The organism is Micromonospora zamorensis, assembly GCF_900090275.1.
Taxonomy (GTDB): domain Bacteria; phylum Actinomycetota; class Actinomycetes; order Mycobacteriales; family Micromonosporaceae; genus Micromonospora; species Micromonospora zamorensis.
The window spans coordinates 2,271,462-2,297,048 of sequence record NZ_LT607755.1 but is presented as its reverse complement, the minus strand read 5'-3'; the positions used below and the strand labels follow the sequence as shown (position 1 = coordinate 2,297,048).

Below are 25,587 nucleotides of genomic sequence, written 5' to 3'. Positions count from 1 at the left end.
ACCGTCGACACCGATGGCGAAACAGCACGTCAGACGGTGATGACGACCTTGGCCCGCGCGTGTTCGGTCTCCAGGTATCGCATGGCCTGGGGCACCTCGCGCAGCGGATAGGTCCGGTCGATGACCGGGGTGAGGCGGCCGGTTTCGACGTGGGCGCGGAGCGCGTCGAGGTGCTGCCGACCGGGCACCGCCGCGAGGACGACGATGCGCTGTCGGACGAAGGGTGCCAGCAGCCGCCCACGCGCGATGAGCCCGACCGGGCCGATGAGGCTGCCGCCCCGGTACACACCGCCGCCGGAGAGCACCAGCGTCCCGGTCGGGGTCAGGACCCGTCGGAGCGCCGCGAGGGAACGGTTGCCGACCAGGTCGAACACGACGTCGTAGCGACGGGTGTCGCGGGCGAAGTCGTCACGCGTGTAGTCGACGACGTTCTCGGCACCGAGCGACCGGACCAGATCGACGTTGCGGGTGCTGCACACGGCGGTCACGCTCGCGCCGAGCACCGTGGCCAGTTGGACCGCCAGCGTGCCGACGCCACCGGAGGCACCGTTGATGAGAACGCGGTGGCCTGGCTCGACCCGCCCGGCGCTGGTAAGACCCATGAGCGCGGTGATGCCGGCCAGCGGCAGGGCCGCCGCCTGCTGCGGCGTCAGGTTCGCCGGCGCCGTCGCGACCAGGGTCTCGGACACGCACACGTACTCGGCGAACGCGCCGTTGGCGTCACCGAGGTCGCCGAAGACGGCATCACCCGGGCGGACCTGCCGAACGCTGGCGCCGACGGCCTCGACCCGCCCGGCGAAGTCCCGGCCACGGATGCGCGCGCGGGGCCTCGACCGGCCCATCGCCAACCGGGCCATTCGTGGGTCGCCTCGCATGGCATGCCAGTCGTACGCGTTGAGCGCGGCGGCCTCCACCCGCACCAACACCTCGTCGGCGGCAGGCACCGGCGTCTCCACGTCCGTGAGTGTGAGCGTTTCCGGCGGACCGTATCGGTCCTGAACGATGGCCTTCATCCCTCTCCCCTCCCCTGGTGTACGCCGTACACCTTGGAGAGAACGGTAGGTATACGGCGTACACCTGTCAAGGGGATTAGGGTTCGAATGCCCGCCCGACGACGAGGAGCGAGATGGCTGAGCAGGCTGAGACGCTGCGCCGTACGCCGCTGAGCAGGGACCGGATCCTGCGCGCCGCCGTCGCGCTCGCCGACGAGGCCGGGATCGAGTCCCTCAGCATGCGCAACCTCGCCCAGGACCTGGGCGTCGTGCCGATGGCCCTCTACAAGCACGTGGCCAACAAGGACGAGTTGCTCGACGGCATGATCGACGTGGTCGTCGGTGAGATCGACCCGCCCGTGCCCGGGGCCGACTGGAAGCACGCGGTCCGCCAGCGCATCCTCTCGGCGCGGCAGGTGCTGCTGCGCCATCCCTGGGCGCCGCTGGCGATCGAGACGCGGAACATGGCGACGCCGGCCGTCCTGGCCTACCTCGACTCCATGATCGGGGCGTTCCGGGCCGGCGGATTCTCCGTCGATCTCGCGCACCACGTGATGCACGCGATGGGCAGCCGAATTCTGGGTTTCAGCCAGGAACTCTTCGACGACTCCCGGCGCGCCGGTCGATCCGGCAGGACCGACCCGGCCCCACCGCCGGCGGCCCTACCACCGGAGATCGCGGCCAGGTTCCCGCATGTCGCGGAGATCGCCATGGCGGCGTCGCACGACGACGAGTCCGTCCTGGGGCAGGGCTGTGACGACCAGTTCGAGTTCGAGTTCGCGCTGGACCTGCTGCTGGACGGCATCGAACGCCTGCACCAGCGCGGCTGGGCATCGCCACGTCGCTGAGACGGCAGCCGCGAACCTGCCCCGCCGTTGCCGACGGGGCAGGTTCAACCGATCGCGGGCCGGGTCAGCTGTTCAGCTTGGCGAGCACGGCCGTGGCCATGCCCTGCTCACCCCGGGCGTTCGGGTGGAACGGGGCGGCCGCGTTCTGGGGCACCAGCCCCTCGACCCACCGGGTGCCACTGCTCTTGCACGTGTCGCGGCCGATCGACGGGGTGTAGACGTCGGCGTAGGTGGCGCCGTTGGCGCCTGCGGCGCTGGCCAGCATGGCGTTGAGCGACTTTTCGACGCCCCGCAGGTACGGCACGTCCTGGTAGGCGATCGGAACGACGGGCCAGCACCCGTACCCGGAGTCCGGCAGGATCGCCGGGTATCCCAGCACCACGACCCGCGCGCCCGGCGCGGCCCGGCGGACGGCCTGAAGCACCGCTGTCACCTTCGGCGTCGCGGCGACGATCCTCGCCTGCAACTGGTCGACACCTCCGGCGGTGAAACGGTTCTTGCACGGCGAGCCGAGCGGGCTGCTGAGGCTCGCCTCCGCGCAGTCGGTGATGATGCCGGAGAAGCCGATGTCGTTGCCGCCGATCTGCACCGTCACCAGCGACGTGTTCGACGTGACCGCGTTCAGTTGTGGCGGCAGTGCGATGCCCAGCGCGCCGCTGCCGCCGGAGAGGATGTCCTCCGTGGTGGCCCCGGAACAGCTCACGTCGGCAAACGACGACGAGCTGGCGGCCGTGGCCACCAGCGACGGGTAGTTGCGGTTGGACCGCAGGCAGTTCAGGTCGACCTGGGTGGGGATCAGCGGACCAGCGGCGTACGAGTCGCCCAGCGCGACGTAGCGGCCGGCGGGCACGGCCGCGCTGGCGGGTGTGGCGACGGTGAGCAGCACGCCGGCGGTGGCCAGTGCGAGTGCGGCCAGCCGGGTGGCTGACCGCAGGAGGGGCAGGCGAGGACGGTTCATGGCGTCTCCCAGACGGGATCACAGTGGGGGTGGTGCCAAGATCCTGTCGTTGCCAAGGCCGAACGTCAATATAGATGGGGCTAATTAAATGGTGGGTCAGGGTGTGGGACGCGTACTAGCTTCCGGCCGGCACCTGGTCCTTGACGTCGTCGTAGCCGGCCGCGTTCGGGGCCACGCCCGGCGCGTAGATGACGCGCAGCACTCCCGTCGGAAAGGCTTCGGACGCCACCAGACGCAGGTGGTACGCGGCATCGCCCTCGTCGAACAGCTTGCGGCCCTTGCGGGCCGCGACCGGATGCACCAGCAGACGCAGCTCGTCGACCAACCCCGCGGCGAGCAGTTGCTGCACCACCGAGATCGACCCGGGGATGAGGATGCCTCGGACACCCGCGTCGGCCTTGAGCGAGGCGACGGCATCGAGGAGATCGCCCTGGATCAGCTCCGAGTTGCGCCAGGGCAGGTCGAGCGACTGACGCGAGACGACGACCTTGCGGACGTCGCCGAGTTGTTTGGCGAACGAGGCGTCGTCACCACCGGCGGCCTCACGGTCGGGCCACGCCCCGGCGAAACTGTCGTAGGTCTCGCGGCCGATGAGCAGCACGTCGGCGGTGTCGTAGTCCTCGCTGACGGCGCGACCCATGTTCTCGTCGAAGTACGGGAAGTGCCAGTCGGGGTCGATCTCGGCCACACCGTCGGCCGAGATGAACAACGTGGAGATGACCTTTGCCATCGCGGAGGTCCCTTCGAGTCAGGTGATGTCGGCTGGATCGACCGGCGCATCATCCCAAACTCGTCGGCCACAGACCCGTACCGATGACGGATGTCGTGGCATGGGTCGGGCGGGCTCGGCGCGAACGCCGAGCCCGCCCGTCCGGTCCTGCTCGGCCCGCGTCAGCGCTGGAGGGTCAGCAGCCCTGGCCGGTAGGGCAGCAGGCCGTAGTCGCCGCCGGAGCTCGGGGATCGGCCCTGGTAGAGCAGTTGCAGGTTGCACGGGTCGACAGTCATCGTCTGGTCGGCGTTGGTGCGCAGCAGCTCGCCGTGGCTGATGTCGTTGGTCCAGGTGGCACCGCTGTTGGCCTTGCCGGCGAAGGGGTTGCTCTCGCTGGCGGCCTGCGGCGTCCACGAGCCGCCGAGGCTGGTGGCCGTGAACGAGCGGAAGTAGCGGCCCTGCGAGCCGATCGCCTCGACGATCATGAGATACCGGTCCTGACCCTGGAGCTTGTAGACCTGCGGGGCCTCGAACAGGTTGTTCGTGGTGTCGCTCATGATGGTCGTGTAGCTGCTGCCGAAGCTGCCCGGGAAGTTCCCGATCGGCATGCTGGCCCGGTAGATCTTGCCGTTGTCCCCGGCGAAGAACAGGTACATGTTCGTACCGTCGCCGATGAGAGTCTGATCGATCGGGCCGGTGCCGGAACCGGTGATGCTTCCGGTGAACAGCGTCTGCGCCACGGACCACCCGTTCGGGTTGGTCGGGTCACTGGAGGTCCGGTACGAGAACGCCGTACCACCCCACTGATAGGCCAACACCCAGATGTTCTTCGGCGCGAAGTAGAACAACGACGGCGCGACGGTCGCCGAGTTCATCGCGTTCTGACTGGCCGAGGCCATCTGCGAGTAGTTCGTGAACAGGCTGAAGTTCATCGAACCCCACCTGGTCCCGAAGTCGTGCGTGGTGGCGTAGACCAACTGCTTGCCGTTGTACGGGGCGACGGTGAAGTCCTTGAGCGACACCCAACCCGACCTCGGGGTCGCCAGCACGCCCGTCGACGACCAGCGGTACGTCGAGGGAAGGTTGCACGTGCCGGGCGGCGGGGTCGTGGGAGGTGGAGTCGTCGGCGGCGGGGTCGTCGGAGGTGGCGTGGTCGGCGTCGTGTCGCCGGTGCACGTCACGCCGTTCAGAGCGAAGCTCGTCGGCGCCGGGTTGCTGCCCGTCCACGAACCGTTGAAGCCGAACGACACCGTGCCGTTGGTCGCGACCGCTCCGTTGTAGCTGACATTCGTGGCCGTCACCGCCGAACCGCTCTGCGTCAACGACGTGTTCCAGGCCTGCGTCACCGTCTGCCCGGCGCTGTACGACCAGGTCAACGCCCAACTGGTCAGCGGGTCACCCAGGTTCGTGACCGACACGTTGGCGCCGAAGCCGCCCTGCCACTGCGACGACACGGCGTAGGTCACCGAACAGCCCGCAGCCGCGGCGCCGGCTGGTAACGCAGCCACGACCGTTGACGACACCAGTAATGCGACGCCGGCCGACACCAGACCGATATTGCTGGCTCTGGATCTGGTCATATAGCACCCTCCTGACGGGATGGCGGCCCATGCATTGGTGGTCGTCGCTGCAAGTGGGGGTTTGTGAGCGTTAACAGGCCGCGTCAGGTATGTTACGGGAGCGCTCCCACGGCATCAACCTCTAGTAGATGCACGTCAATTGATCGTCAGGGTGGTGGCACCGACCTGATCGCCAGAGCGGGTCAGTCTCCGCTGGACCCGCCGGTCTCGACGATCGAGACCGGAGAGCCAAGCTCGACGGTACGGGAGACCGTGCAGAGTCGATCGTGCGACTGTTGCAGCGAACGGGGCAGCGCCTCGCGTGCCCGGTCGCCGTCCGCGCCCTCCGGGAACGTCACGGTGAACTCGACTCGGATGTTCTGCATCCGGTTGCCTCCGGTCTCGTCCCGGATCTTGTCGCCGGTGACCTCGACGGAGAACTGGGTCGGCTCGGCACGGCGGCTGGTGATGTAGTCCACGTCGACCGCGGTGCAGCCGGCGATGGCCGCCAGCAGCAACTCCACCGGCGTGAAGCTGGTGTCCTCCCCCGTGCCCAACGACATCGACCCGCCGCGGACGTTGCGCGCGACGTAGTTTCCCACGCTGGTGCGCTCGATCTGCACCGAGCGGAAGCTGTCCTCACTCATGACAGGAAAACTACCCACGCCGTCCCGGGGGCGTACACCGGATCCGGATCAGGTGTCGGCTTCGAGGGCGAAGGTGTTGCCGTCCGGATCCTGGAACCAGGCGATGCGGCCACCACCGGCCCGAGGCGTGATCCCCTTGGCGTCGTGTTCCAGTTGCTCGTACCGGATGAGCTCGACACCGGAGGCGACGAGTTCGTCGACGGTCTGGTCGAGATCGTCGACGTACCAGGTCGCCAGCGTCGCCGGGGTCTTCCCGGCGGTGGCCGACTGGTAGACGTTGAGTGCCGGCCCGCCGCCGGAACCATAGACGCGGCTGCCGCCGGCGACATGGGCGCTGGGGCCGGACCGCAGCACCGGCAGGCCGAGTGTGCCTTCGTAGAACCCGACGGCCCGCTCGATGTCCGAGACGGCGATCGAAGCTCTGAGGTGATACCTGCTCAGCGGCATGAACCACTGTGGCACGCCGCAGCGTCGCCGGTCGTCGCCGACACGACACGCGGGCTCGGTCAGCCACCCCGTCCGCACCCGGTGAAGTCCCGACGCACTAGCATTGCCGCCGTCCACGACGGCTCTGCTGAAACGAGGCGACATGCGTTGGCTCCGGCGGTTGCTGGGCGGTAGGCGGGTCCAGCTCGACCCTGGACGACAGCAGGCGCTGCTCCGCGACGTCCAGTCCCGGTACGGCACCCACGCACAGGTCCGGTTCCCCGAGCAGGTCGAGGCGCTGACCTCGGCGCTCAACAGCGACGACGGCCTGGTGGTGGCGTCCCGGATCGTGAGTCAGGTCGCCGACGAGGCCCATGCGGACCTCCAGGCCCAGGCCCAGGAGATCCACCGGCGGACGGGCCGGCGACTGCTGGTGCACCGCCGCAACTACCGGCCGCTGTGGATGGAGGCCGGCCACGCCCTGCGCTGGCCACTGTTCGCGTTGCCGTGCGGCTTCCACCCGTACGCCCAGGTGGCCGCCGCTGTCGCGGTGGTCGGCAGCCAGGCGCCCCGGCTGGACCGGGTGACCGACCCGAACCCGCTGCTGACCCGCGTGTTCGAGGTGCTCGACCTCACCACCGCGGCCTGGGAGTATGGACGGGTGCGGGTGGACACCGACGCGGCGGCCCTGGCCGATCGACTGATCCTGAGCGCCGGGCAGGTCATCGCGGCGATGGACGACCCGCCCCGGCTGCCGCCCGCGGTCCGTGAGCTGATGCGGCGCAACAACACCGTCAGCGTGCACGACCCGGCCGGGCTCCGCGCTGTCGGTGGCATCAATCTGGGCGCGAGGATGCGAGAGAGCTTCCTGGTCTGAACGCCCATTGGCGTTACTGCTCGGTGCGCCGACGCGCGAGATGCACGACGATGTCGGCGGAAAGCTCGACCGTCTCGGGCAGGATCCGCATGATCTGGCCGAAGACCTGCTCCTGTTCCGAGGTCGGCAGCTCGAGATACGCCGAGATCGTCGACAGGTGCCCGACGTAGTCGCGCGCACTCATCGTCAGGCGACGCTCGACCACGATCTGCTGGACGTCGGCGAACCAATCGGAGCGTTGGAGTTCGCTGCCCGGCCACTGCATGGCATGCCCCGGGGGCGTGCCATCGGGAGATGGGACCTCGTCGCTCTCCAGGAAGGGCGCCCGGGCGGCGCGGACCGCGTCCGCCACCGCCGGATCAGCCAGCTGGGTTGGCCCGCCGAACGAGGCGAACACGCCGCCGGGTTCCAGCAACGCGGCCATGGTCGACCATCGGCCCTCCGGTTTCGTCCAGTGCAGTGCCGCCGCCGCGTAGACCAGGTCGTACCGCTCGCCGGGCCGCAGGTCCTCGAAGGCGGCCTGCATGGTCCGGACGCCTGCTGGCACGTGCTTGCGCAGCTCGGCGAGCATGGCGCCGTCCGGCTCGGTCGCGGTGACCGTCACCTCCCGTCCGGTGAACAGACGGGTCGCCTTGCCCGTCCCGGCGCCAATCTCCAGGGCCGTTCGAATCGGCCGACCCGCGTACGTCAGCACCAGGTCGAGAAGCTCGGCAGGGTAACCGGGCCGGTACCGCTCGTATTGTTCCGCCACCATCCCGAAGCTCAGTGCGCGAGCAGACATGCCGACAATCCTGTCACGACTCACGTCGGCGATGCTCGATCTTCCCCCCGCAAACCGGTCGTATTCCACCACTTCCGGGGTCGGGGGCAGGGGTGGGCGGGGTTCGTCGGCGCCCAACGGGCCGGGCCCGTCCCGGTTGGGACGGGCCCGCTCCCCCGATGCGGGATCCGGCGCCGTCAGAGCCCCCGGATCCGGGATCCGGTGCCCTCAGCCGCCGATCGCGATGGCGAAGATGTGCATGGTCGGCACGTTGGCCGCGGGCCGCGCGCTGATGTTGGGCAACACGACCGAGGCCACCGCCTTGCTCTGCAGCGCGACACCCACGTAGTAGATGCAGGCGGCGGTGTTCTGCCGCTGGTTGTTGGGCCGGTTCTGGTATGCGGACACGATGGCGGCGGTCCCCCCGGAGTGCGGTCCGCCGTACCAGTCGGGCGTGCTCAGCGTGAACGTCTGGCGGGTGCCGTCGGCGTACACCACAGTGCCGGTCCCCGACACCGCGCCGTAGGTGCCGGTCAGCAGGAACCCGAGCGTGCTGCCGGTGCCGGTCACGCCGATGGACTGGCCCGAGGCGATGGCGTTGTCGGCGACACCGGAGCCGACGTTGGGCCAGCGGAAGGTGACCCCGTTGCGGCTGACCGTGCCGCCCGGGCTGGCGCCGGCCTGCGCCAGGGCCTGCGCGGAGAGCGAGGCCCCGCCACCGTCGAAGTTCCCGACGTTGGTGTTGCTGTCACTCGTGATGCCGACGTTGCTGAAGCTCTGCTCCAGCGTGGGCGTGGCCACGCCGGAGCTGGTGACCCGGTAGGTGCGCCCCGCCTGCACCGTGATCTCGATCAGGTCGGACTCGATCCGGGTGACCCGCGCCGCCGTACCGTCGCCGGTGTCGACAACGGTGACGGTGCCGGTGAGGATCCGGGCGCGCAGGCGGACGGTGCCGGCGCGGTCCGGTCGGACGAGGATCTCGGTGGCCTGACCGTTGCTCCACGTGATGCCGACCGTGTGCCCGCCCCGGCCCCGCAGACCGGAAACTCGCCCGCTCGGCCAGGCCGGTGGCAACGCGGGCAGGATGTGCAGTTCCCCGACGTGGCTCTGCAGCAGCATCTCGGCGATGCCGGCGGTGGCACCGAAATTGCCGTCGATCTGGAACGGCGGGTGCAGGTCGAACATGTTGGGGGCGAGCCGGGCGGTGGTGGCGAGGTAGCGAATCAGGTCGTGGGCCCGCTTGCCCTCCTCCATCCGCGCCCAGAAGTTGATTTTCCAGGCCAGCGACCAGCCCGTTCCGTCGTCGCCGCGCAGCGCCAGGGTCCGACGGGCCGCCTCGAACAGCTGTGGGGTGCCCCGCTTGGTGATCTGGTTGCTGGGTGCCAGTCCGTACAGGTGCGAGATGTGTCGGTGGTTGGGCTCGGTCTCCACCCAGTCGTAGAGCCACTCCATGATGTTGCCGCGCGAGCCGATCTTCATTGGTGGGAGCCGGTCCCGGGTGGCCCGGACCTGGGCCCGGAAGGTGCTGTCCACGTTGAGGATCTCGCTGGCCCGCGCGCAGCCGTCGAAGAGGTCCCGCAGGATCTGGTTGTCCATGGTGGGGCCGGCGCACACGCTGGCGTTCGCGTGGTGGCTGAGCTCCGGTGAGTTCGACGGGTTGGTCACCAGGTAGCCGAGGGTCGGCTCGGTCACCAGGGTGTTGAGGAAGAACTGCGCCGCGCCCTTCATGGCCGGATAGTTCGCCCGCAGGAACTCGATGTCACCGTTGAACAGGTAGTGGTCCCAGATCATCGTGGCCAACCACGCGCCGCCGGTCTGCCACATGCCCCAGAACGCGCCGTCCACCACGGCGGTGGCCCGCCACGCGTCGGTGTTGTGATGGGTGACCCAGCCACCGGCGCCGTACTGCACCTGGGCGGTGCGCGCGCCGGCCACGGACAGATCGTTGATCATGTCGAACACCGGGTTGTGGCACTCGGCGAGGTTGGTCGTGTTGGCCGGCCAGTAGTTCATCGGCAGGTTGGCGTTGATCGTGTACTTCGAGTCCCACGACGGGGCTAGCGAGTCGTTCCAGATGCCCTGGAGGTTGGCCGGCTGGGTGCCGGGCCGCGACGACGAGATCAGCAGGTACCGGCCGTACTGGAACAGCAGCGCCGAGAACTGCGGGTCGTTGACGCTGTTGTGCTGGGCGATCCGGACATCCGTCGTCTGGTCGGCGGCGGCCGTGCGGCCCAGATCCAGGCTGACCCGGTTGAACAGCGCCTGGTAGTCGGCCACGTGCCGGATGCGCAGCTGGTCGTAGCTGCTCCCCCGCGCGGCGCTGAGGCGCTGCCGTGCGATGCCCCCGTAGTCGCCGCCGACGTTGCGGTAGTTGACGTAGCTGGAGCCGATGGAGAGCAGCAAGACCACGCTGGTGGCGTTCGTGACCCGCAGGGTGCCGCCGGAGCTGGACACCGAACCGCCGGTGACGGTGGCGTTGGCCAGGGCGAGGAAGCGGACCGCGCCGGTGATGCCCTCCATGTTGCCGGAGACACCGTCGAGGCCGATCGTGCTGCCGTCCGGACTGGACACCGTCGTGCGCTGCGGGCTGTCGAAGGTGGCGGTGAAGCTGATCGAGCCGCTGCGGTCGGCGGTCAGTCGCATCGCGATGACCTGGTCGGGCGCGCTGGCAAAGACCTCACGCTGGTATCGGACGCCGTTGAGCACGTACGTCGTGGTGACGGTGGCGGTGGTGAGATCGAGCGTCCGGTCGTACTGGGACGCCCCGCTGGCGGATCCGAAGGCGAGCCGGAGGTTGCCGACGGTCTGGTAGGCCAACTGGCCGCCGGGGTTGCCCATCATGGTCTGGTTGATCAGATCCTGGGCCTGGGTCCACTGGTTCGCGTTGACCAGCCGCCGGATCTCCGCCAGCGATCCCGCGCCCCTGGGGTTGCTGGGGTCATGCGGCCCACCGGCCCAGACGGTGTCCTCGTTGAGCTGGAGTCGTTCCGTGTCGACGTTGCCGAAGACCATGGCGCCGAGCCGCCCGTTGCCGATCGGCAGCGCCCGTAGCCAGTCGGTGCCGGCACCCTCGTCGTACCAGAGTGCGAGGTCCCCGGCGGCCAGCACCTGCGGAGGCGCGGCCGAGTCTGCTCGGGCCGCGGCGGTCCAGGGCAACGGCAGCAAAGCGCCACCCGCGCCGGCCGCGCCGACTTTGAGGGCCTGCCGTCGGGTCAGGTCGGACATCGATCCTCCAAAACGCCTTAGACAGTCAGACATCCGATGTGTTTCGCGAAGGTTACTCCGAGGCGACGGAATAGGCAATGGTCGATCGATGGGTGGAATCGGCAGCGTCTGCACCCATCGGCGGGGCTCCGAGCAGCGCGTCGAGAACGGGTCCGTCAGTGGTTGGCGGCGCGGACCAGCCCGGAAAGGCCACTTCAGACCCACATACATCAGATGTACGCCGAGTGTCGGCGCAGTGGTGTTCGTGCGTCGCGCAGGGCTCTGCCGTCGCCGCAACGGCCGAGAAACTGGACCGGGTGCCGGGCACGCGGGTACGCCTGCTCGGCAGCCGACAGGGCCGAGAAAAAAACCGACACTCGGACCGGCAGTCGGCCGCAACCATGACCGACCGCAGGGCGTCTAGCGGGAGACCCATCCCTGCTGGACTGGAGGACCTGATGACACCGACAGCGCTGCGTGCCCTGGTGCCGATCACCGTACTGGCGGGCCTGGCGGCCTGCACCACCTCGCCCGCTCCGCTGGCCAGCGGAAACACCACACCGCCCGGCTCCTCCGCCGCGTCGCCGACCGGCAGCGCGTCGCCCGCGACACCCACCTCCCGGGCTGCCTGTCCGGTGAGCGCGGCCACCCTGCACCGGGCGTCAGGGCTGGGCGACACCCACCGGATCGACCCGGATCACATCAACTGCGCAGGTCGGTGGGCGACCGCCGGGGTGATCGCTGTCGACCCGAGAATGCAGGGCGACGGTGTGCTGGTGTTCGAGTACACGGGCGGTGGGTGGAAGAAGCTGGGCGAGGGCAGCGCGCTCGAATGCAGCCCGTTCGGCATCCCGAACGAGCTCGGCGACCAGCTCGGCTGTCGTGACCAGTGAGCGCACGGGCTGCCCGGCGCGCCGCGGGAACCGGGGGTGGACGCGGGTGGCGCGACTAGACTCGGCACCGGCGTCGATCGGGGGAGCGTGCGCAGGTGAGTTCGTCCCAGCTTCTCGTCGCACTGGACCGCGCCAGTTCGGTGCCGTTGCAGCAGCAGCTCTGCGACCAGATCAGCGGGTCCGTCCGGACGGGTCGGCTGCGCCCCGGCGACCCGGTGCCGCCGAGCCGTGAGCTGGCGCACCAGCTCAGGGTCTCCCGGACCGTGGTGACCCGGGCGTACGAACTGCTGCGGGCCAACGGGGTGCTCACCTCGCGGCGCGGATCCGGCACGCGGGTCAGTGACGCGCTGACCGACACGCCGCCACCCGCCCAACGCGCCGCCACCCGCGCGCACCTGTGGCCGGAGCCCCCGCTGCCCACCGACGCGGGCAGCCCACTGTGGAAGCCCTGGGAGCCAGCGCCGATGCACCGGCCGGACGGGACGTACGACTTCCGGCACGGCACCCCGGCGCTGGCCAGCTTCCCGGTGGCCCGGTGGCGACAGTCGCTCACCGAGGCGGTGAGTCGGGCCGACGCGGTGGCGCTGGGCTACGGCCCGGCCGAGGGCTCCCCGTCGCTGCGTGCCCAGATCAGCGCGCTGCTGCGGCGCAGCCGGGCACTCGACGCCCCGCGCGAGCACACGGTCGTGACCAGCGGCGCCACCCAGGCCATGGACATCCTGGTCCGGTTGCTCGTCGGCCCCGACGACGTGGTGATCATCGAGGACCCGAGCCACACGGTGCTGCGGCAGATCTTCGGCTACTCACGGGCCGCGGTGGTGCCGGTCGGTGTCGACGAGGAGGGCCTACGGGTCGACGAGATCGACTTCCAGGTCCGCGCGCACGGCCTCGACCCGGCCCGGGTACGCCTGATCTACGTCACCCCGTCGCACCAGTTTCCGACCGGGTTCATCATGTCCGAGCGGCGGCGACGAGCGCTGCTGCGCTGGGCCCGCGAACACGCGGCCACGGTGCTGGAGGACGACTACCACAACGAGTTCACCTTCGCCGAGGAGCGGCTTCCGTCGCTGGCCGCCGACCCGCAGGACGCGGACGTCGTCTACGTCGGCAGCTTCAGCAAGACCCTCTTCCCCTCGCTGCGCATCGGCTACGCGGTGCTGCCGCCGCACCTCGTCCGACCCTTCCTCGGCGTCAAGTGGATCACCGACCGGCTGACCGCGACGCTGACCCAGGAGGCACTGGCCGAGTTCATCTCCTCCGGCGCGTACGCCCGGCACATCGGCCGGATGGACCGCCTCTACCGGCAGCGACGCGCCCGGCTGCTGGAGGCGCTCTACGAACACTTCGGCGCGGGGGTGCGGATCTCCGGCACGGCCGCCGGACTGCACGTGCTGGTGACCCTGGGCGGCGCGCCCGACGCCGACGAGGCGGCGATCGTGCGCGCCGCCGCCGCGCGGGGCGTCCGGATCTATCCGGCCTCGGGCTACTTCGTCACCCGGTCGCCGGCCGAGCCGACCTTCCTGATCGGGTACGCGGCGCTGCCCACCGCCCGGATCACCGAAGGTGTGGCGCTGCTGGCCGCCGCGGTGCGGGAAGTGACGGCTCGGTGAAGCGGGGCCGCTGGAACCGGGCGCGCTGGGCGTACGGCACTGTGCAGTCGAAGACCGCCTTCGCCGTCCGACCGTCGGCCGAGAGCGACGGGGAGTAGCCGGTGTGCTGGCTCGGGTCGAGGGGGAAACCCTCCCGGTCCGGCAGCACGTGCAGGTCCTGGTCGGCCTGGAAGCGGGTGACCATCGCCCACCACAGGTCCTGATCGGCTTCGATGTCGACGTCGTCGTCCACGCACAGCACCAGCTTGGCCATCCGGAACTGCTCCAGCACGGCCTCGGCGGCGACGCGTACCGCCACGTCGTCCTCCGGGCCGCGCTTCGCCGGCCACTGGAGCACCACCATGAGCTGACCGCCACCTGCGGTGTGACAGTGCGCGGCCAGCGCCGGCGTGCCCCGACGGCGCAACAGGTCCAGCACCGCGGCCTCCATCCCGAAGCCGAGCAGCACCGACTGCTCGTGCCCGGGGCCGGACACCGCCTGCAGGATCGGGCTCTCCCGGGCGGTGATCCCGGTGACCCGGATCAACGGCAACGAGGGGTGCGCCCGGCCCTGGTAGCCGAGGAACTCCGGTGTGGCGACAGTGCCGTGCCGGCTCTCCGGTGCCCGGTCGGCCAGCAGCTCCCCCTCGATGACGTACTCGGCGTGCGCGATGAACTCGGTGTCCACAGTGCGGCAGGGCAGCAGCTCCACCGGCTGCCCGGCGAGAGCACCGGCCACCGCCAGCTCGTCGAGGTCCGGTGGCACCAGTGAGGTCGGGCAGCAGGAGGAGAGCAGCACCGCCGGGCACAGGCCGAGGTGGATGGCCACCGGCAACGGGCTCCCCCGGCGCAGCGCGGCCTGGTGCGCGAGCTCCAGGTCCCGTCCGGGCACCATCCAGATGGTCAGCGTGTCCGGACCCTGCACACACATCCGGTGCACGGACAGGTTGCGGACCCCGGTGTCCGGGTCGGTGGCGAGCACCGCGCCGAGGGTCAGGTAGGGCCCGGCGTCCTCGTCGGTGAGCACCGGCACCGGCAGCGCGGTCAGGTCCACCGGCAGCGTCTCGCGAGGCCAGCGGGCCGGGTCGGGTGCGGGCACCGGCGGGCGGGGCGCGGCGACCGCGTCGAGCAGCCGGTGCGGCAACTCGGCCGGTGTGCAGCCGAGCAGGCCGGCGGCGCGCCGACGGGTGCCGTACAGGCCCATCAGCACCGCCCGGGTCGGGCCGTGGTCGGGGCGTACCCGGTCGAAGAGCACTGCCGGGCCCGCGCCGGTGGGCGGGGCGGCGGGCGCGCCGGCCCAGCGCGCGTAGTGGGCGGAGACGCCGTAGCGGGCCGGCAGCTCCGTGGCGACCCGGACCAGCTCGCCGGGGAGCGGGTCGAGGGTGGCCAGGGCGTGCCGCAGGTCGACGGGCGGGCGGCTCATCGCTCGTCCATTAGCGGCGCCGCGGCACGGCGGGCGGCCAGCATGTCGAGCTGCATCCGGGTCAGCTCGTCGATGAGGGCGCGGTAGGTGCCGACCGCCACCTCGGGCGGCATGCCGTGCCGGCTGGCCAGGTCGTGCACCCGGTCGAGCACCTGCCGCACCCGGTCGGGTGACCGGACGGTCGCCTCGTCCGTCTTGTGCGCGGTCAGCTCCTGCACCACCCGGGTGCGCTCGGCCAGCAGGGCGATGATCCGTTGGTCGAGCCCGTCGATGGCACCGCGCAGCTCGGCGATCCGGGCCGGGCCGTCGGCGGCGCCGGCCGGCGGGGAGCCGGCCGGCGCGGTGATCCGGTGCTGGTCGCTCACGGTTGGGGAACCTGGTCGACCACGAAGACGACGGTGGGCTCGGCGTCGCTGCCCTGGGACCGGTGCTCCTCGTCGTCGGGGATGACGAAGCCCATCCCGGGGCGGCACGGCACCGACCGGTCCCGGAAGTGGATGGTGAACTCGCCCTGCAGGACGTAACCGGTGTGCCCCCGCAGGCACCAGTGCTGCTCGTCGAAGCCGGGCGGCAGCTCCAGCAGGCGCAGACGCTGCCCACCGACATACGAGATCTTGACGCGCCCCTCGGCCCCCGGCTTGTCCCACCTCTCCCACTCGGTGGCCGGGAAGTCGATGCCGACCGGCGCGGCAACCTGCTCAGTGGACATTCTCGATATCTCCTCTGGTCTGGGCGGATTCGTTGCGGCGGGGCCGCGGAACGCGTTCGTTGCGGTCCCGGCGCGGAAGCACCGGGTCGCCGTCGACCCGCTGGTGTCGCTTGAGCAGCTGCACCATGTCGAGCATCCGGTGCACCATCCGCTCCAACGCGTCGATGCCCTCGGGGTCGGTCAGGCCGGGCGTGCCGGTGGTGTTGCGCAGCAGGACGGGGAACCCGCTGCCCACCAGGATCATCCGGTTGAGCAGCAGGTTGTTGACGATCTGGTTGTGTACGGAGGAGTCGCTGTAGCGCCGTCCGGTGACGATGATGCCGCCCACCTTGTCCGCCAGCGGACGGGTGAACCGCAGGTAGCCGACGCCCGCACGCTCGATGAAGACCTGCATGAGGTGAGCCAGGCCGAAGCCGTGCACCGGGGCCGCGTAGATCAGCCCGTCGGCGTTGGTCATCTGCTCCACCAGGGCGGGGACGTCGTCGTCCAGCTGGCAGGGCACTGTACGGCTGTTGCAGTCGCCGCACGGGCTGCACGGCGAGATCCGGTGCTCACGTAGCTGGATGGTGCGCAGGATCGCACCGCGCTCGGCGATCAGCCGACCCGCGTACGCGATGGCGTGGTCGGTGTTGCCGCCGACCCGTTCCGATCCGTTGATGGCGAGGATGGTCCCTGCTTCGCTGTGCACATTAACCCCCGGTGCGAGGCAGGGGGTGAGCGCCGCACGGCGCCCACCCCCTGCGAGGTCAGTCCGTCAGCTTTCCGGCGAAGTAGTCGATGTAGGCCTGCATGTCGAAGTGGCCGTGCCCGGACAGGGAGAAGACGATCGCCTTCGACTCTCCCGTCTCCCGGCAGTGGATCGCCTCGTCCACCGCCACCCGGACCGCGTGGGTGGACTCCGGCGCCGGCACGATCCCCTCGCTGCGGGCGAACAGCACGCCCGCCTCGAAGCACGCGGTCTGCGGCACCGCCCGCGCCTCGATCAGGTCGATCTCCCGTAGCGCGCTCACGATCGGCGCCATGCCGTGGTAGCGCAGCCCGCCGGCGTGGATCGCCGGCGGGTGGAAGTCGTGGCCCAGGGTGTGCATCTTGGTCAGCGGGGTGAGCCCGGCGGTGTCGCCGAAGTCGTAGTCGTAACTGCCCTGGGTCAAAGACGGGCAGGAGGCCGGCTCCGCCGCGATGAACCGCACCGTCGGGCCGCCACCCCACTGCCGGCGCAGGATCGGCAGGGCCAACCCGGCGAAATTGGAGCCACCGCCGGCCGCGCCGATCACGATGTCCGGGTAGTCGTCGGCCATAGCCAACTGGAGCAGCGCCTCCTGGCCGATGATCGTCTGGTGCATCAACACCAGGTTGAGCACCGAACCCAGGGCGTACTTGGCGGCGCCGCCGCTGTGCATCGCCGCCTCCACCGCCTCGGAGATGGCCAGGCCGAGGCTGCCACTGGACTCCGGGTCGGCGGCGAGGGCCGCCCGACCCGCCCCGGTACGGTCGCTCGGGCTCGCGGTGACCGACGCGCCGAACGTCTCCATCAGGCCCCGCCGGTACGGCTTCTGGTCGTAGCTGACCCGCACCATGAAGACCTCGCAGTCGAGGCCGAAGTATGCGCAGGCCATCGACAGCGAGCTGCCCCACTGGCCGGCACCGGTCTCCGTGGTCAGCCGCTGCACGCCGTCCTGCTTGCTGTAGTACGCCTGCGGGACCGCGGTGTTCGGTTTGTGGCTGCCGGCGGGGCTGACCCCCTCGTACTTGAAGTAGATCCGGGCCGGCGTGCCGAGCGCCTGCTCCAGGCGACGGGCCCGCACGAGCGGGCTGGGCCGCCACTGCCGGTAGATGTCGAGCACCGGCCCGGGGATGTCCACCTCCCGCTCGGTGGAGAACTCCTGCTCGATCATGCCGCTGGCGAAGAGCGGTTCGAGGTCCGCCGGCGTGATCGGCTCCCGGGTGCCGGGGTGGAGCATCGGGGGCAGACCCTTGGGCAGATCGGGGACCACGTTGTACCAGGTCGTCGGGATGTCACTGTCGGGCAGCACGAACTTCGTAGCGGTCATGGCCTCTTCCAGGGGTGGGTGTCAGGAACTGGCGGTGGCCGGCTCGGCGGGCGCCGGCACGGGCCGGGCAGCCGGTCGGATCCGCAGCACTGCGAACGCGACCACGCCGACCACAGGGGTCAGCAGGAGCAGGAGGAGGACGGGGCGGTGCCCACCGGCCTGCCAGACGAAGCCGAGGCCCATCGGCACGACCAGCCGGGCGGAGCTGAGCACGAAACCGTTCAGCGCCATGAAGCTGCCGACCCGGTGCTCCTGGACGTGGTCGGCGATGTAGGTCGGAATCACCACCGAGGCGATGATCTCCCCGAGGGTCCAGACCACTGTCGACAGCAGCACGGCGGGCAGCGAGAACGCGAAGACCAGGATGGCCATCCCGGTCGACCAGAGCAGGCCCGCCGTGATCAGCAGGGCCCGGGTCGAGTACGCCTTCATCCGCTTCTCGATCAGCAGACTGGCACTGACCACGACCACGCTGTTGATGGTGTAGACGGCACCGACCACCGCCACCGACGAGTGCAGCACTGTGGTGACCGCGAGGGGCAGCGTGTATTCCAGGCCGATCAGCGGCGCGACGAAACAGATCGAGACCACCACCAGCACCGCCACGTCGATGTCCCGCAGCAGGCCGGCCCGACGGGTGGTGCCGGCCGGCGAGGCCGTCGGCACCCGCCGGGTGTCCGCCGGTACGAAGAGCCAGATGGTGGCCGCCGCGAGCAGGCCGAGCAGGATGTTCCCGGCGAACATCAGCTGGTAGGAGTAGGCCGCCGCGAACCCGCCGAGCAGCGGGCCGACGCCCATGCCGAGATTGTTGGCCAGGTAGCTGACCGTGTACGCGAAGGGGCGCTGTTCGGGTTGGGTCAGGTCGGCGATCAGCGTGTTCGCCGCCGGGGCGAACATCCCCATCCCGACCAGCGCGACGAAGAGCAGTGCCGCGTACGTCCAGGTCGGACCGTCGAGCACTGCGAGGCCCAGGTAGCCGACCGCGTTGAGCAGCAGGCTCGACACCAGCGCGGCACGTCGACCGGCCCGGGCGCAGACCGGGCCGCTGAGCAGGCTGCCGGCGAGCAGGCCGGTGCTGCCCACGGAGATCAGCACACCCGCCTCGCCGGTGCTGAGGTGCCGGCTCTGCACCAGGTAGACCGCGAGCAGCGGGAAGACGAACATCCCGGCCCGGTTGATGAACGAGGCGTAGACCAGCATCCGCAGAGGGCGCGGCAGGGCCCGGAACCTGCTCAGCCACATGACGGATCACCGGCCGGCTCGGTGAGCACCTCGAAGGCGTCCCGGATGACCTTGAACCGGGCGCGTACGTCGTCGAAGTCGCGGCCCTCGCAGACGTACCAGCCGAGCACGTCGTTGGAGGCGGTCGGCACGGCGAGCACGTCCCCGACGGTCTTCCACACGTCCGCGTCGAGCACCGAGTCGAGCGCCCGCAGCTCCTCGGCGGTGGTGATCGCGGTGATCCGGCCGTACCGGTCGGAGCAGAGGTATTCGGTGCCGATCTCCGGGCCGAGGGTGGTCGCCGGCACGTGCCCCGGGTCCAGCTCCAGCCGGCACCACTCCCCCGCCAGGTTGATGCCCCGCCCGGCCTGGATGGCGGGGACGATCGAGCCACCGCCGGCCCGGGCGGCCGCCTCGCCGAACACCAGCTCGCCGTCGTCGCGCAGGAAGAACTCCACGTGCGCCACCCCGGTACGCATCCCGAAGCCGCGCAGCACCGTGGCGCTGGCGGTCAGGATGCGCCGCTCCGCCGGGGTCAGGTCGTGCTTGCGGGAGACAGTGCCGCCGGGCTCGTCGCGGAACTCCAGCACCGAGTACGTGTAGCGGGACAGCTGCTCGAAGACCACCTCGCCGTCGCGCAGCAGCGAGTCGACGTGGTATTCGGCGCCCCGGACGTACTCCTCCACCCGGTAGTCGTGCCGGTCGTCGGCGACCAGCGGCCAGACCCGGGCCAGGTCCTCGGTGGAGTCCACCCGGTGGGTGTCCCCGCAGGCCCAGCCCGCGTACGGCTTGATGACCACCGGCCAGCCCACCTCGGCGGCGAACTCGGCGACCGCGCCCACCGTCTCGGGGCGGCACGAGCGGGCCACCGGCACGCCCAGCTCGACGGCCCGGCGGTGCATCACGTTCTTGTCCCGGAAGGCCAGCGCCTGCTCCGGGTCGAGCCCTCCGATGCCGTGGTCACGGCGGCAGCGCGCGGCGGTGAGCACGTCGCCCTCGAAGAGCGGGAAGATGCGCTCCACCGGGTGCGCGGCGAGGATCGTCGTGACCGCCGAGCGGACAGCCTCGGAGTCGTCGAGGTCGGCGTGATAGCAGGGCAGACCAGCGGCTTCGGCGGCCGGCTGCCCGGTCGGCAGCAGCGCGACGGTCGCCACGCCCAGATCGGTGGCGGCGGCGACCACGCTGCGGAACTGGGCCGCGTACCGGCCTGCCGCCGGTCGGTAGATCACCAGGATCGCGCGGTTCACGATCGGCTCCCACTGTCGCTGGCCACCGGGCCCGCGGTGCGCAGGACGGCGCTGGTCGTCGCGCCGTCGAGCACCGCCTCCTGCCGCGTGCCGTCGGACAGCTCGTCGAGGGCGGCGGCGAGCCGGGCCAGCGCGTCCGTCACCTCGGCCCGGCCTCCGGGGTGGGCCGACTCGACGGTGAGCAGCAGCCGGTGCCGGCCCAGATCGGTGCGGACCAGGTGGCCCTGCCGCCAGTTCCAGCGGCGCGAGTGGGCCCGCCCGTCGGCGTCGGCGTAGACGACCTCGCCCGGCTCGGGCTGCTCCGGCGCCTCGGGCGTGCCGAGCGGGAGGTAGGTCTCGGTGCCGTCGGCCGGCCGGACGACGAGGTCGGCGAGACCGTCGACAGCGCACGAGGCCACCGGCAGCGCCGCACCGAGCGACACCGCGTTGCAGAGGTCGACCAGGGCGTTGATCCGGGGCAGCCGGTCACCCTTGGCGACCCGCCGGGCGATCGACTCGGCGGCGCACGGGAACCGGTTGGGGTTCACCCCCACCGCCCGGTACGCCTCCCGCCACGCGGCGATGCCCGGCAGCTCCGCCACCCCCGCCTTGTCCAGGCCTGCCGCGTGCAGCGCGTCCTCGGCGGCGGTCAGCAGTGCCGACACGGCGGGAGGCGCCGGGGCGACCTCGATCGCCGGTATGGCGATCACGCCGAGCACGTAGTCCGGCACTGCGGTCAACACCCGGTCGTCGATGCGCACGGTGAGGGTGTCCACACCGTCGCTGAGCTGGGTCATCGTGATCCTCGCGTGGTTCGGGTCCGATTGTCGGTCCGACCGTACGCAGCGCGACGACCACCGGGTGTGGCCAATCCGGGGTGATCCGGTGAGGCCAATCCGGCGGTCGGAGGCTGCTCGTCGCGACGGCCGGCACGGGCCCGGGCACCGAGCAGCGTGGTGCCCAGCGCCAGCACGCAGAGTGCCGCGCCGACCGGCCCGAGCAGGTCGAGGGCGTCCGTGCCGCCGTGTCGCAGCAGCCGGTTGCCGAGGAAGCCGCCGAGGGCGATGCCCACGAACGTGGCCGACGAGTTGAGGGAGAGCAGCAGCGGCCCGGAGCTGGGCGCGACAGTGAAGAGCCGGTGTTGCTGGGCCGGTTGGGTGGCCATCGCCGTGATGCCCCACGCCGCCATGGCCAGCGCGGCCGGCAGCAGCGCCTGCCGGGTCAGTGGCAGCGTGACCAGGACCAGGGCGAGCCCGGTGATCGAGACGAGCAGCACCGGCACGCCACCCCACCGGTCGGTGGCCCGTCCGCCGAGCACGGTGCCGGCGACCGCCGGCACACCGAAGACCAGCAGCAGCACCGCGAGCAGGGTTCCGTCGCCGTCGGTGGCCGGCGCGAGCAGCGCCCCGACGTACGTCAGCGCGAGGTAGCCGCCGGTCATGAAGAGCGCGGTGGTGAGCACCGCCAACCCGACCCGACGGTCGCGTGCCGGGGCGAGCCGGGCGGCCAGCGACGGGCCGGGTGGCAGGGTCAGCGCCGGCAGGCCGACGGTCACCGCGACCGCGCAGGCGGCACCGATGGCGGCGAGCAGCCAGAAGGTGGCGCGCCACTGAAGGTCGGCGGCGAGCCAGGTGCCGAACGGCACCCCGGCCACGGTGGCCGCGGAGAGGCCGCCGAGCACGACGGCCATGGCCCGGCCGCGCCGCTCGGGCGGGGCCAGCGCGGCCGCCGACGCGGTGGCGGCGGGGATGTAGAGCGCGGCGCTGACCGCAGTGAGGACCCGGGCCAGCAGCAGCAGCGGCAGGTCGGGCGCCAGCGCGGAGGCGACGTTGCCCACTGTGAACCCGACCAGCGAGACCACCAGCACGGTACGCCGCTCCAGCCGACCGGTCAGGGCGCCGAGCACCGGAGCGGCGACCGCGTACGCCAGGGCGAAGACGGTGCTCACCCAGCCGGCGGAGGCGACGCTGACCCGCAGCGTACGGGCCACCTCGGGGAGCACACCGGCGACGACGAAGGTGTCGGTGCCGATGGCGAAGGCGCCCACGGCGAGCAGCGGGACGACCGGCACGCTCCGGCGCATCACGCCACTCCCGCCGGCTGCCCGGCGCGGTAACGGATGGCGTCCCCGGCGACCACCCGGCCGCCCAGCAGCACCAGCTCGATCGCCTCCGGCCGGCCCAGCACCGTGATGTCCTCGGCCGGGTCCCCGTCGGTGACCACCAGGTCGGCCAGCCGCCCCGGCTGCACCGTGCCCGCGTCGTCGCCGCGACCCGCGAGCCGTGCGCCGTTGGCGGTGGCCCAGGTCAGCACCACCGGGGCGGGAATGCCGGCCATGGTCACGTACGTCTCCAGCTCCTCGGCGTAGCGGCCGTGCGGGGTCCACGCGAAGCCGAAGTCGTCGCCGGCCACGATCGGGATGCCCATCTGCACCATCAGCGGCAGGATGCGCAGGGTGTTCTCCACCTCGGCCTGGAATTCGAGGGTCTCCAGGTATTCCGGGGTCTTGCCGTACCGGGTGCCGGTGGTGAGCAGCCGGTGCGGCTGATGCAGGCTCGGCACCACGAAGATGCCCCGCTCGGCGATCGCCTCCAGGGCCGCGTCGTCGGCGTACGTGGCGTGGTCGATCACGTCGACCCCGGCGGCGATGGCGTTGCGGATGCCGGCCAGCCCCCGCGAGTGCGCCCGGATCCGGACTCCCCGCCGGTGCGCCGCCCGGGCCGCGATCACCAGCTCCTCGGCGGTGAAGAGCAGCTCGTGCGATCGACCGTTGGGGAAGGTGTCGTCCCCGGTGGAGAAGACCTTGATGATCTCCGCGCCCTGGGCGACCTCGGTGTCGACGTACTCGATCAGCTCTTCCGGGGTGTCGGCCAGCCGCATCAGGTCGCTCGGGATGCGTTGCTTGACCCCCGGGTTGCGGCGCTCGGGCGGGCCGGACACCATCAGGTCCCGGCTGCACGGGGTGATCCGTGGGCCGGGCAGCCGGCCGGCGTCGATCGCCCGGCGCAGGGCCATGTCGATGCCGGCCACCGAGCCGGCACCGACGAAGGCGGTGTAGCCCAGCCGGAGCATGTCGGCGGCGTTGGCGGCGGCGCCGAGGGTGACCTCCGGGATCGTGTACTTGAAGAGCATCTCCCGACCGTCGAGCACGTTCAGGTACGCGATGTGGGTGTGGCCCAGCGTCATGCCCGGCATGACCGTCCGGCCGTCGAGGTCGAGGACGTCCACGTCCGGGTCATGCAGCGGGGCCTGCGCCTCGGGCAGCACCGCGACGATCCGCTCGCCGTCGAGCAGCACGCTGTGGTGCGGGCGGGACGCCACCCCCAGTCCTTCCTGGACCGTGGCGCGGTGCAGCAACGTACGTCGGGACACGACGATCACTCCGGTTCTCTCGGTGTCGGGGCAGGAGAGCCGACGGTGGCTCTAGCAGTGGCCGAACAGGGTCCACACGATCTCGGCGCCCGGACGGCGGGCCACCCACCGCAACGCGTGGCGGTGGACCCCGGGCGCGTTGGTCACCGCCAGGTCGGCGCCTCCCGCGGCGAGGATCTCCGCGGCGTGCTGGGTGGAGTCGGCGTCGACCCACCGCATCGGGCGGTCCCGCAGGGCGGGTGGCGCGAGGTCGGTGAAGAGCCGCCGGACCTCCCAGAGGGCGGCCACCGCGAGCTCACCGGCGGGCGGCTCGCGGTCCGGGTCGGCCGCGATGCCGTACTCCGGGGTGGCCTGCGCGAAGTACGCGTCCAGCCGCAGGTCGCGGTGCCAGTGGAAGCGGGTGAGCCCCTGGTACGCGCTCGGCACGAGGGCCTGGTCGACCCGGCGGTCCACAAGCGCCGCGAGCACCGCGTCGAAGGTGTCGGACAGCTCGACGCGCAGCCCGTGCCGCTCGGCGAGGAAGGCCGCCGTCAGGTGGCTGGACGTCCCGGGCGGGCCCAGGGTGGCCAGCGTCGTGCCGGGCCGGCTCGCCCACCGGTCCACCACGGCGCGCCAGCGCCGCCCGTACGCCTCGGCGAGCGGGCCGGGCAGCGCCGGCACCCACTCGTCCGCGGCCGTCTCAGGTGGTGTAGCCACGGTTGCCCGCCATTCGCTGCGCCACCCGGGTCTCGTGGTCGACCTCGACACGCCGGTCGACGATCCGGGCGGCCTTCCAACTCACGAAGGCGCCGGTGCTCGTGATCGGGTCGAGCCCGTCGGTCAGCTCCACCTCGACCGGTACGCCGAGCGCGGCGGCGGCCCGCTGCCGGACGCCGTCGGCGATCCCGCCGGGGTCGTCGACGAGGTCCTTGAGCAGTTCCAGGCGGACCGTCAGCCGGTCGCCGCCGCTCGGGTCGTGGTCGATCACCACCTGGTATCCGCCCGAGCCGACGACCCCGGTCAGGACGGCCATCTCGATCTGCCCGGCGGTGAAACGTCGACCGCCCAGCTCGATCCGGTCCAGGGTGCGGCCCACGATCTGCACCAGGTCGCCGGCCATCTCGCAGTCGCAGTCCGACGACTCGATGATCACCGCGTCGCCCGTGCGGTAACGGACCAGCGGCTTCACCCCGTCGATCAGCATGGTGACGGTGAGTTCCCCGGTGCCGCGCGAGCCGTGCGACACGCCGGTCTCCGGGTCCACCACCTCGATGAGGTAGTTGGTCTGGGAGAGGTGCATCCGCTTGTTGCGGCAGGCGGTGGCGATGACGAACGCCTCCTGCGAGCCGTACAGGATGTTGTAGACGTCCGCGCCCCAGACGGACTCCAGGTTGCGGGCCAGCGCCGGGGTGCACATCTCGCCGGTGACGAAGAGCAGCTTGACGGCGAAGTCCTCGCGCAGCCGGTAGCCGTAGTGTTCGGCCGCCTTGGCGAGCATCATGGCCACGCCCGGCGTGCAGCAGATGACCTCCAGCTCAAGATCCTTCATGAGCTGCAACGCCTTGGCGAACCCGATCACCGGCGAGTACGGCCAGATCTTCGCGTTCAGCGAGCCGACGTTGCGCGCGACGTCACCGAGGGTGTCGCCGAAGGAGTGCACCTCGGTCGGCCCCATCAACCCGATCCGGGGCGCGCGGTCGCCGAAGTGGTGCCGGAAGATCGACGCCCAGGACTCGGTGACGTGCGCGTTACTGGCCACCACCTCCCGGCCGTCGCGGGGACACGGGGTCGCCCGGCCGGTCGTGCCGGTCGTCTCGTAGAAGAAGACGCCCTCGGACAGCGGCCGGCTGAGCACGTCGAGCATCTCCTGGCGCAGGTGCGTCTTCGTGGTGAAGGGCAGCCGGTCGAGGGTCGCCGGGGTGATCGTGGCGAGGTCGACGTCGGCCAGGTGACGGGCGTAGAACGGCGAGCCGGTGGACACCTGGTCGAGCACCGTGCGCAGCTGTCGTGCCCGCCAGGCCTCCAGGTCGGCGGCGTCGAGGGTGCGGTCGTAGAAGGCCTGGTGCAGGGCCAGGTAGTCGGCGGCGAAGTCCGCCGCCGGGCCGGTGGTCGGAAGCCACATGGTCGGATCCTCTCCAGGGGTG

24 protein-coding genes are annotated in these 25,587 nt (G+C 71.1%); 4 read left to right on the top strand and 20 right to left on the bottom strand.

The window, feature by feature from the left end; translation table 11 throughout:
* Nucleotides 1–29: 29 nt before the first annotated feature.
* A complete protein-coding gene (locus tag GA0070619_RS09710; protein WP_088947755.1) occupies nucleotides 30–1,013 on the bottom strand; it encodes an NAD(P)-dependent alcohol dehydrogenase in 984 nt (327 codons plus the stop codon).
* Between the two features lie 113 nt (nucleotides 1,014–1,126).
* On the opposite strand from GA0070619_RS09710, the gene GA0070619_RS09705 reads away from it, so the two are divergent.
* The gene (locus tag GA0070619_RS09705) at nucleotides 1,127–1,840 is read left to right on the top strand and encodes a TetR/AcrR family transcriptional regulator (RefSeq protein WP_088947754.1); all 714 of its coding nucleotides are present in this window, start codon (nucleotides 1,127–1,129) and stop codon (nucleotides 1,838–1,840) included.
* Between the two features lie 64 nt (nucleotides 1,841–1,904).
* Here GA0070619_RS09705 and GA0070619_RS09700 read toward each other — a convergent pair whose 3' ends face one another.
* The 5 genes from GA0070619_RS09700 to GA0070619_RS09680 form a co-directional block, all read right to left on the bottom strand.
* A complete protein-coding gene (locus GA0070619_RS09700; protein ID WP_088947753.1) occupies nucleotides 1,905–2,798 on the bottom strand; it encodes an SGNH/GDSL hydrolase family protein in 894 nt (297 codons plus the stop codon).
* Between the two features lie 115 nt (nucleotides 2,799–2,913).
* Nucleotides 2,914–3,528, bottom strand: coding sequence for a dihydrofolate reductase family protein (locus GA0070619_RS09695; protein ID WP_088947752.1), 615 nt, complete (start codon nucleotides 3,526–3,528; stop codon nucleotides 2,914–2,916).
* 161 nt (nucleotides 3,529–3,689) lie between these two features.
* Nucleotides 3,690–5,087 carry a non-reducing end alpha-L-arabinofuranosidase family hydrolase gene (locus tag GA0070619_RS09690; RefSeq protein WP_088947751.1) on the bottom strand — a complete coding sequence of 466 codons (1,398 nt, stop codon included), beginning with the start codon at nucleotides 5,085–5,087 and terminating at the stop codon, nucleotides 3,690–3,692.
* A 182-nt stretch (nucleotides 5,088–5,269) separates the two neighbouring features.
* Nucleotides 5,270–5,713, bottom strand: a complete 444-nt coding sequence (locus GA0070619_RS09685; protein ID WP_088947750.1) for an OsmC family protein — start codon at nucleotides 5,711–5,713, stop codon at nucleotides 5,270–5,272.
* Nucleotides 5,714–5,761: 48 nt separating this feature from the next.
* On the bottom strand, nucleotides 5,762–6,160 hold the full coding sequence (locus GA0070619_RS09680) for a VOC family protein (RefSeq protein WP_088951672.1): 399 nt from the start codon (nucleotides 6,158–6,160) through the stop codon (nucleotides 5,762–5,764).
* Nucleotides 6,161–6,302: 142 nt separating this feature from the next.
* On the opposite strand from GA0070619_RS09680, the gene GA0070619_RS09675 reads away from it, so the two are divergent.
* Entirely contained in the window at nucleotides 6,303–7,016 is a 714-nt protein-coding gene (locus tag GA0070619_RS09675; protein WP_088947749.1) for a hypothetical protein, read from the top strand.
* 13 nt (nucleotides 7,017–7,029) lie between these two features.
* Here the strand turns inward: GA0070619_RS09675 and GA0070619_RS09670 are convergent, their stop codons facing one another.
* Both GA0070619_RS09670 and GA0070619_RS09665 read right to left on the bottom strand, forming a co-directional pair.
* Nucleotides 7,030–7,797 carry a class I SAM-dependent methyltransferase gene (locus GA0070619_RS09670; protein WP_088947748.1) on the bottom strand — a complete coding sequence of 256 codons (768 nt, stop codon included), beginning with the start codon at nucleotides 7,795–7,797 and terminating at the stop codon, nucleotides 7,030–7,032.
* Between the two features lie 207 nt (nucleotides 7,798–8,004).
* Nucleotides 8,005–11,001, bottom strand: coding sequence for a glycoside hydrolase family 95 protein (locus GA0070619_RS09665; RefSeq protein ID WP_088947747.1), 2,997 nt, complete (start codon nucleotides 10,999–11,001; stop codon nucleotides 8,005–8,007).
* Nucleotides 11,002–11,438: 437 nt separating this feature from the next.
* Between GA0070619_RS09665 and GA0070619_RS09660 the strand changes: the two genes are divergently transcribed.
* Nucleotides 11,439–11,873 (top strand): hypothetical protein, encoded by a 435-nt coding sequence (locus tag GA0070619_RS09660; RefSeq protein ID WP_088947746.1) that lies wholly within the window; start codon nucleotides 11,439–11,441, stop codon nucleotides 11,871–11,873.
* 95 nt (nucleotides 11,874–11,968) lie between these two features.
* Nucleotides 11,969–13,483 (top strand): MocR-like pyridoxine biosynthesis transcription factor PdxR, encoded by a 1,515-nt coding sequence (gene pdxR / locus GA0070619_RS09655; protein WP_088947745.1) that lies wholly within the window; start codon nucleotides 11,969–11,971, stop codon nucleotides 13,481–13,483.
* Here pdxR and GA0070619_RS09650 read toward each other — a convergent pair.
* From GA0070619_RS09650 to GA0070619_RS09595, 12 genes are read right to left on the bottom strand one after another with little or no spacing between them, the layout of a single operon-like run.
* Nucleotides 13,428–14,885, bottom strand: coding sequence for a UbiD family decarboxylase (locus GA0070619_RS09650; RefSeq protein ID WP_088947744.1), 1,458 nt, complete (start codon nucleotides 14,883–14,885; stop codon nucleotides 13,428–13,430). The genes pdxR and GA0070619_RS09650 overlap by 56 nt on opposite strands.
* A complete protein-coding gene (locus GA0070619_RS09645) occupies nucleotides 14,882–15,250 on the bottom strand; it encodes a chorismate mutase (RefSeq protein ID WP_088947743.1) in 369 nt (122 codons plus the stop codon). Before GA0070619_RS09645 ends, GA0070619_RS09650 begins: the two co-directional genes overlap by 4 nt.
* Nucleotides 15,247–15,594 carry a cupin domain-containing protein gene (locus GA0070619_RS09640; RefSeq protein ID WP_088947742.1) on the bottom strand — a complete coding sequence of 116 codons (348 nt, stop codon included), beginning with the start codon at nucleotides 15,592–15,594 and terminating at the stop codon, nucleotides 15,247–15,249. Before GA0070619_RS09640 ends, GA0070619_RS09645 begins: the two co-directional genes overlap by 4 nt.
* Entirely contained in the window at nucleotides 15,584–16,282 is a 699-nt protein-coding gene (locus GA0070619_RS09635; RefSeq protein ID WP_088947741.1) for a flavodoxin family protein, read from the bottom strand. Before GA0070619_RS09635 ends, GA0070619_RS09640 begins: the two co-directional genes overlap by 11 nt.
* Before the next feature lie 58 nt (nucleotides 16,283–16,340).
* Nucleotides 16,341–17,645 (bottom strand): TrpB-like pyridoxal phosphate-dependent enzyme, encoded by a 1,305-nt coding sequence (locus tag GA0070619_RS09630; RefSeq protein ID WP_088947740.1) that lies wholly within the window; start codon nucleotides 17,643–17,645, stop codon nucleotides 16,341–16,343.
* Between the two features lie 21 nt (nucleotides 17,646–17,666).
* Complete coding sequence (locus tag GA0070619_RS09625; RefSeq protein ID WP_088947739.1) at nucleotides 17,667–18,887, bottom strand: MFS transporter; 1,221 nt, start codon at nucleotides 18,885–18,887, stop codon at nucleotides 17,667–17,669.
* Nucleotides 18,878–20,113, bottom strand: coding sequence for an ATP-grasp domain-containing protein (locus tag GA0070619_RS09620; protein WP_088947738.1), 1,236 nt, complete (start codon nucleotides 20,111–20,113; stop codon nucleotides 18,878–18,880). The genes GA0070619_RS09625 and GA0070619_RS09620 overlap by 10 nt, the downstream gene beginning before the upstream one ends.
* Nucleotides 20,110–20,889 carry a B3/B4 domain-containing protein gene (locus GA0070619_RS09615; RefSeq protein WP_088947737.1) on the bottom strand — a complete coding sequence of 260 codons (780 nt, stop codon included), beginning with the start codon at nucleotides 20,887–20,889 and terminating at the stop codon, nucleotides 20,110–20,112. Before GA0070619_RS09615 ends, GA0070619_RS09620 begins: the two co-directional genes overlap by 4 nt.
* On the bottom strand, nucleotides 20,886–22,175 hold the full coding sequence (locus tag GA0070619_RS09610; protein WP_088947736.1) for an MFS transporter: 1,290 nt from the start codon (nucleotides 22,173–22,175) through the stop codon (nucleotides 20,886–20,888). Before GA0070619_RS09610 ends, GA0070619_RS09615 begins: the two co-directional genes overlap by 4 nt.
* The gene (locus GA0070619_RS09605; protein WP_231927356.1) at nucleotides 22,175–23,464 is read right to left on the bottom strand and encodes an amidohydrolase family protein; all 1,290 of its coding nucleotides are present in this window, start codon (nucleotides 23,462–23,464) and stop codon (nucleotides 22,175–22,177) included. Before GA0070619_RS09605 ends, GA0070619_RS09610 begins: the two co-directional genes overlap by 1 nt.
* Nucleotides 23,465–23,515: 51 nt before the next feature.
* Entirely contained in the window at nucleotides 23,516–24,160 is a 645-nt protein-coding gene (locus GA0070619_RS09600; RefSeq protein ID WP_231927355.1) for a prephenate dehydratase, read from the bottom strand.
* A complete protein-coding gene (locus GA0070619_RS09595; RefSeq protein WP_088947733.1) occupies nucleotides 24,144–25,565 on the bottom strand; it encodes a phenylacetate--CoA ligase family protein in 1,422 nt (473 codons plus the stop codon). The genes GA0070619_RS09600 and GA0070619_RS09595 overlap by 17 nt, the downstream gene beginning before the upstream one ends.
* Nucleotides 25,566–25,587: the final 22 nt, after the last annotated feature.

Coding starts and splice junctions, on each gene's coding strand:
- GA0070619_RS09710 (WP_088947755.1), bottom strand. CDS start 1,013: ATGAAGGCCATCGTTCAGGACCGATACGGTCCGCCGGAAACGCTCACA.
- GA0070619_RS09705 (WP_088947754.1), top strand. CDS start 1,127: ATGGCTGAGCAGGCTGAGACGCTGCGCCGTACGCCGCTGAGCAGGGAC.
- GA0070619_RS09700 (WP_088947753.1), bottom strand. CDS start 2,798: ATGAACCGTCCTCGCCTGCCCCTCCTGCGGTCAGCCACCCGGCTGGCC.
- GA0070619_RS09695 (WP_088947752.1), bottom strand. CDS start 3,528: ATGGCAAAGGTCATCTCCACGTTGTTCATCTCGGCCGACGGTGTGGCC.
- GA0070619_RS09690 (WP_088947751.1), bottom strand. CDS start 5,087: ATGACCAGATCCAGAGCCAGCAATATCGGTCTGGTGTCGGCCGGCGTC.
- GA0070619_RS09685 (WP_088947750.1), bottom strand. CDS start 5,713: ATGAGTGAGGACAGCTTCCGCTCGGTGCAGATCGAGCGCACCAGCGTG.
- GA0070619_RS09680 (WP_088951672.1), bottom strand. CDS start 6,160: ATGCCGCTGAGCAGGTATCACCTCAGAGCTTCGATCGCCGTCTCGGAC.
- GA0070619_RS09675 (WP_088947749.1), top strand. CDS start 6,303: ATGCGTTGGCTCCGGCGGTTGCTGGGCGGTAGGCGGGTCCAGCTCGAC.
- GA0070619_RS09670 (WP_088947748.1), bottom strand. CDS start 7,797: ATGTCTGCTCGCGCACTGAGCTTCGGGATGGTGGCGGAACAATACGAG.
- GA0070619_RS09665 (WP_088947747.1), bottom strand. CDS start 11,001: ATGTCCGACCTGACCCGACGGCAGGCCCTCAAAGTCGGCGCGGCCGGC.
- GA0070619_RS09660 (WP_088947746.1), top strand. CDS start 11,439: ATGACACCGACAGCGCTGCGTGCCCTGGTGCCGATCACCGTACTGGCG.
- GA0070619_RS09650 (WP_088947744.1), bottom strand. CDS start 14,885: ATGAGCCGCCCGCCCGTCGACCTGCGGCACGCCCTGGCCACCCTCGAC.
- GA0070619_RS09640 (WP_088947742.1), bottom strand. CDS start 15,594: ATGTCCACTGAGCAGGTTGCCGCGCCGGTCGGCATCGACTTCCCGGCC.
- GA0070619_RS09630 (WP_088947740.1), bottom strand. CDS start 17,645: ATGACCGCTACGAAGTTCGTGCTGCCCGACAGTGACATCCCGACGACC.
- GA0070619_RS09625 (WP_088947739.1), bottom strand. CDS start 18,887: ATGTGGCTGAGCAGGTTCCGGGCCCTGCCGCGCCCTCTGCGGATGCTG.
- GA0070619_RS09615 (WP_088947737.1), bottom strand. CDS start 20,889: ATGACCCAGCTCAGCGACGGTGTGGACACCCTCACCGTGCGCATCGAC.
- GA0070619_RS09610 (WP_088947736.1), bottom strand. CDS start 22,175: ATGCGCCGGAGCGTGCCGGTCGTCCCGCTGCTCGCCGTGGGCGCCTTC.
- GA0070619_RS09595 (WP_088947733.1), bottom strand. CDS start 25,565: ATGTGGCTTCCGACCACCGGCCCGGCGGCGGACTTCGCCGCCGACTAC.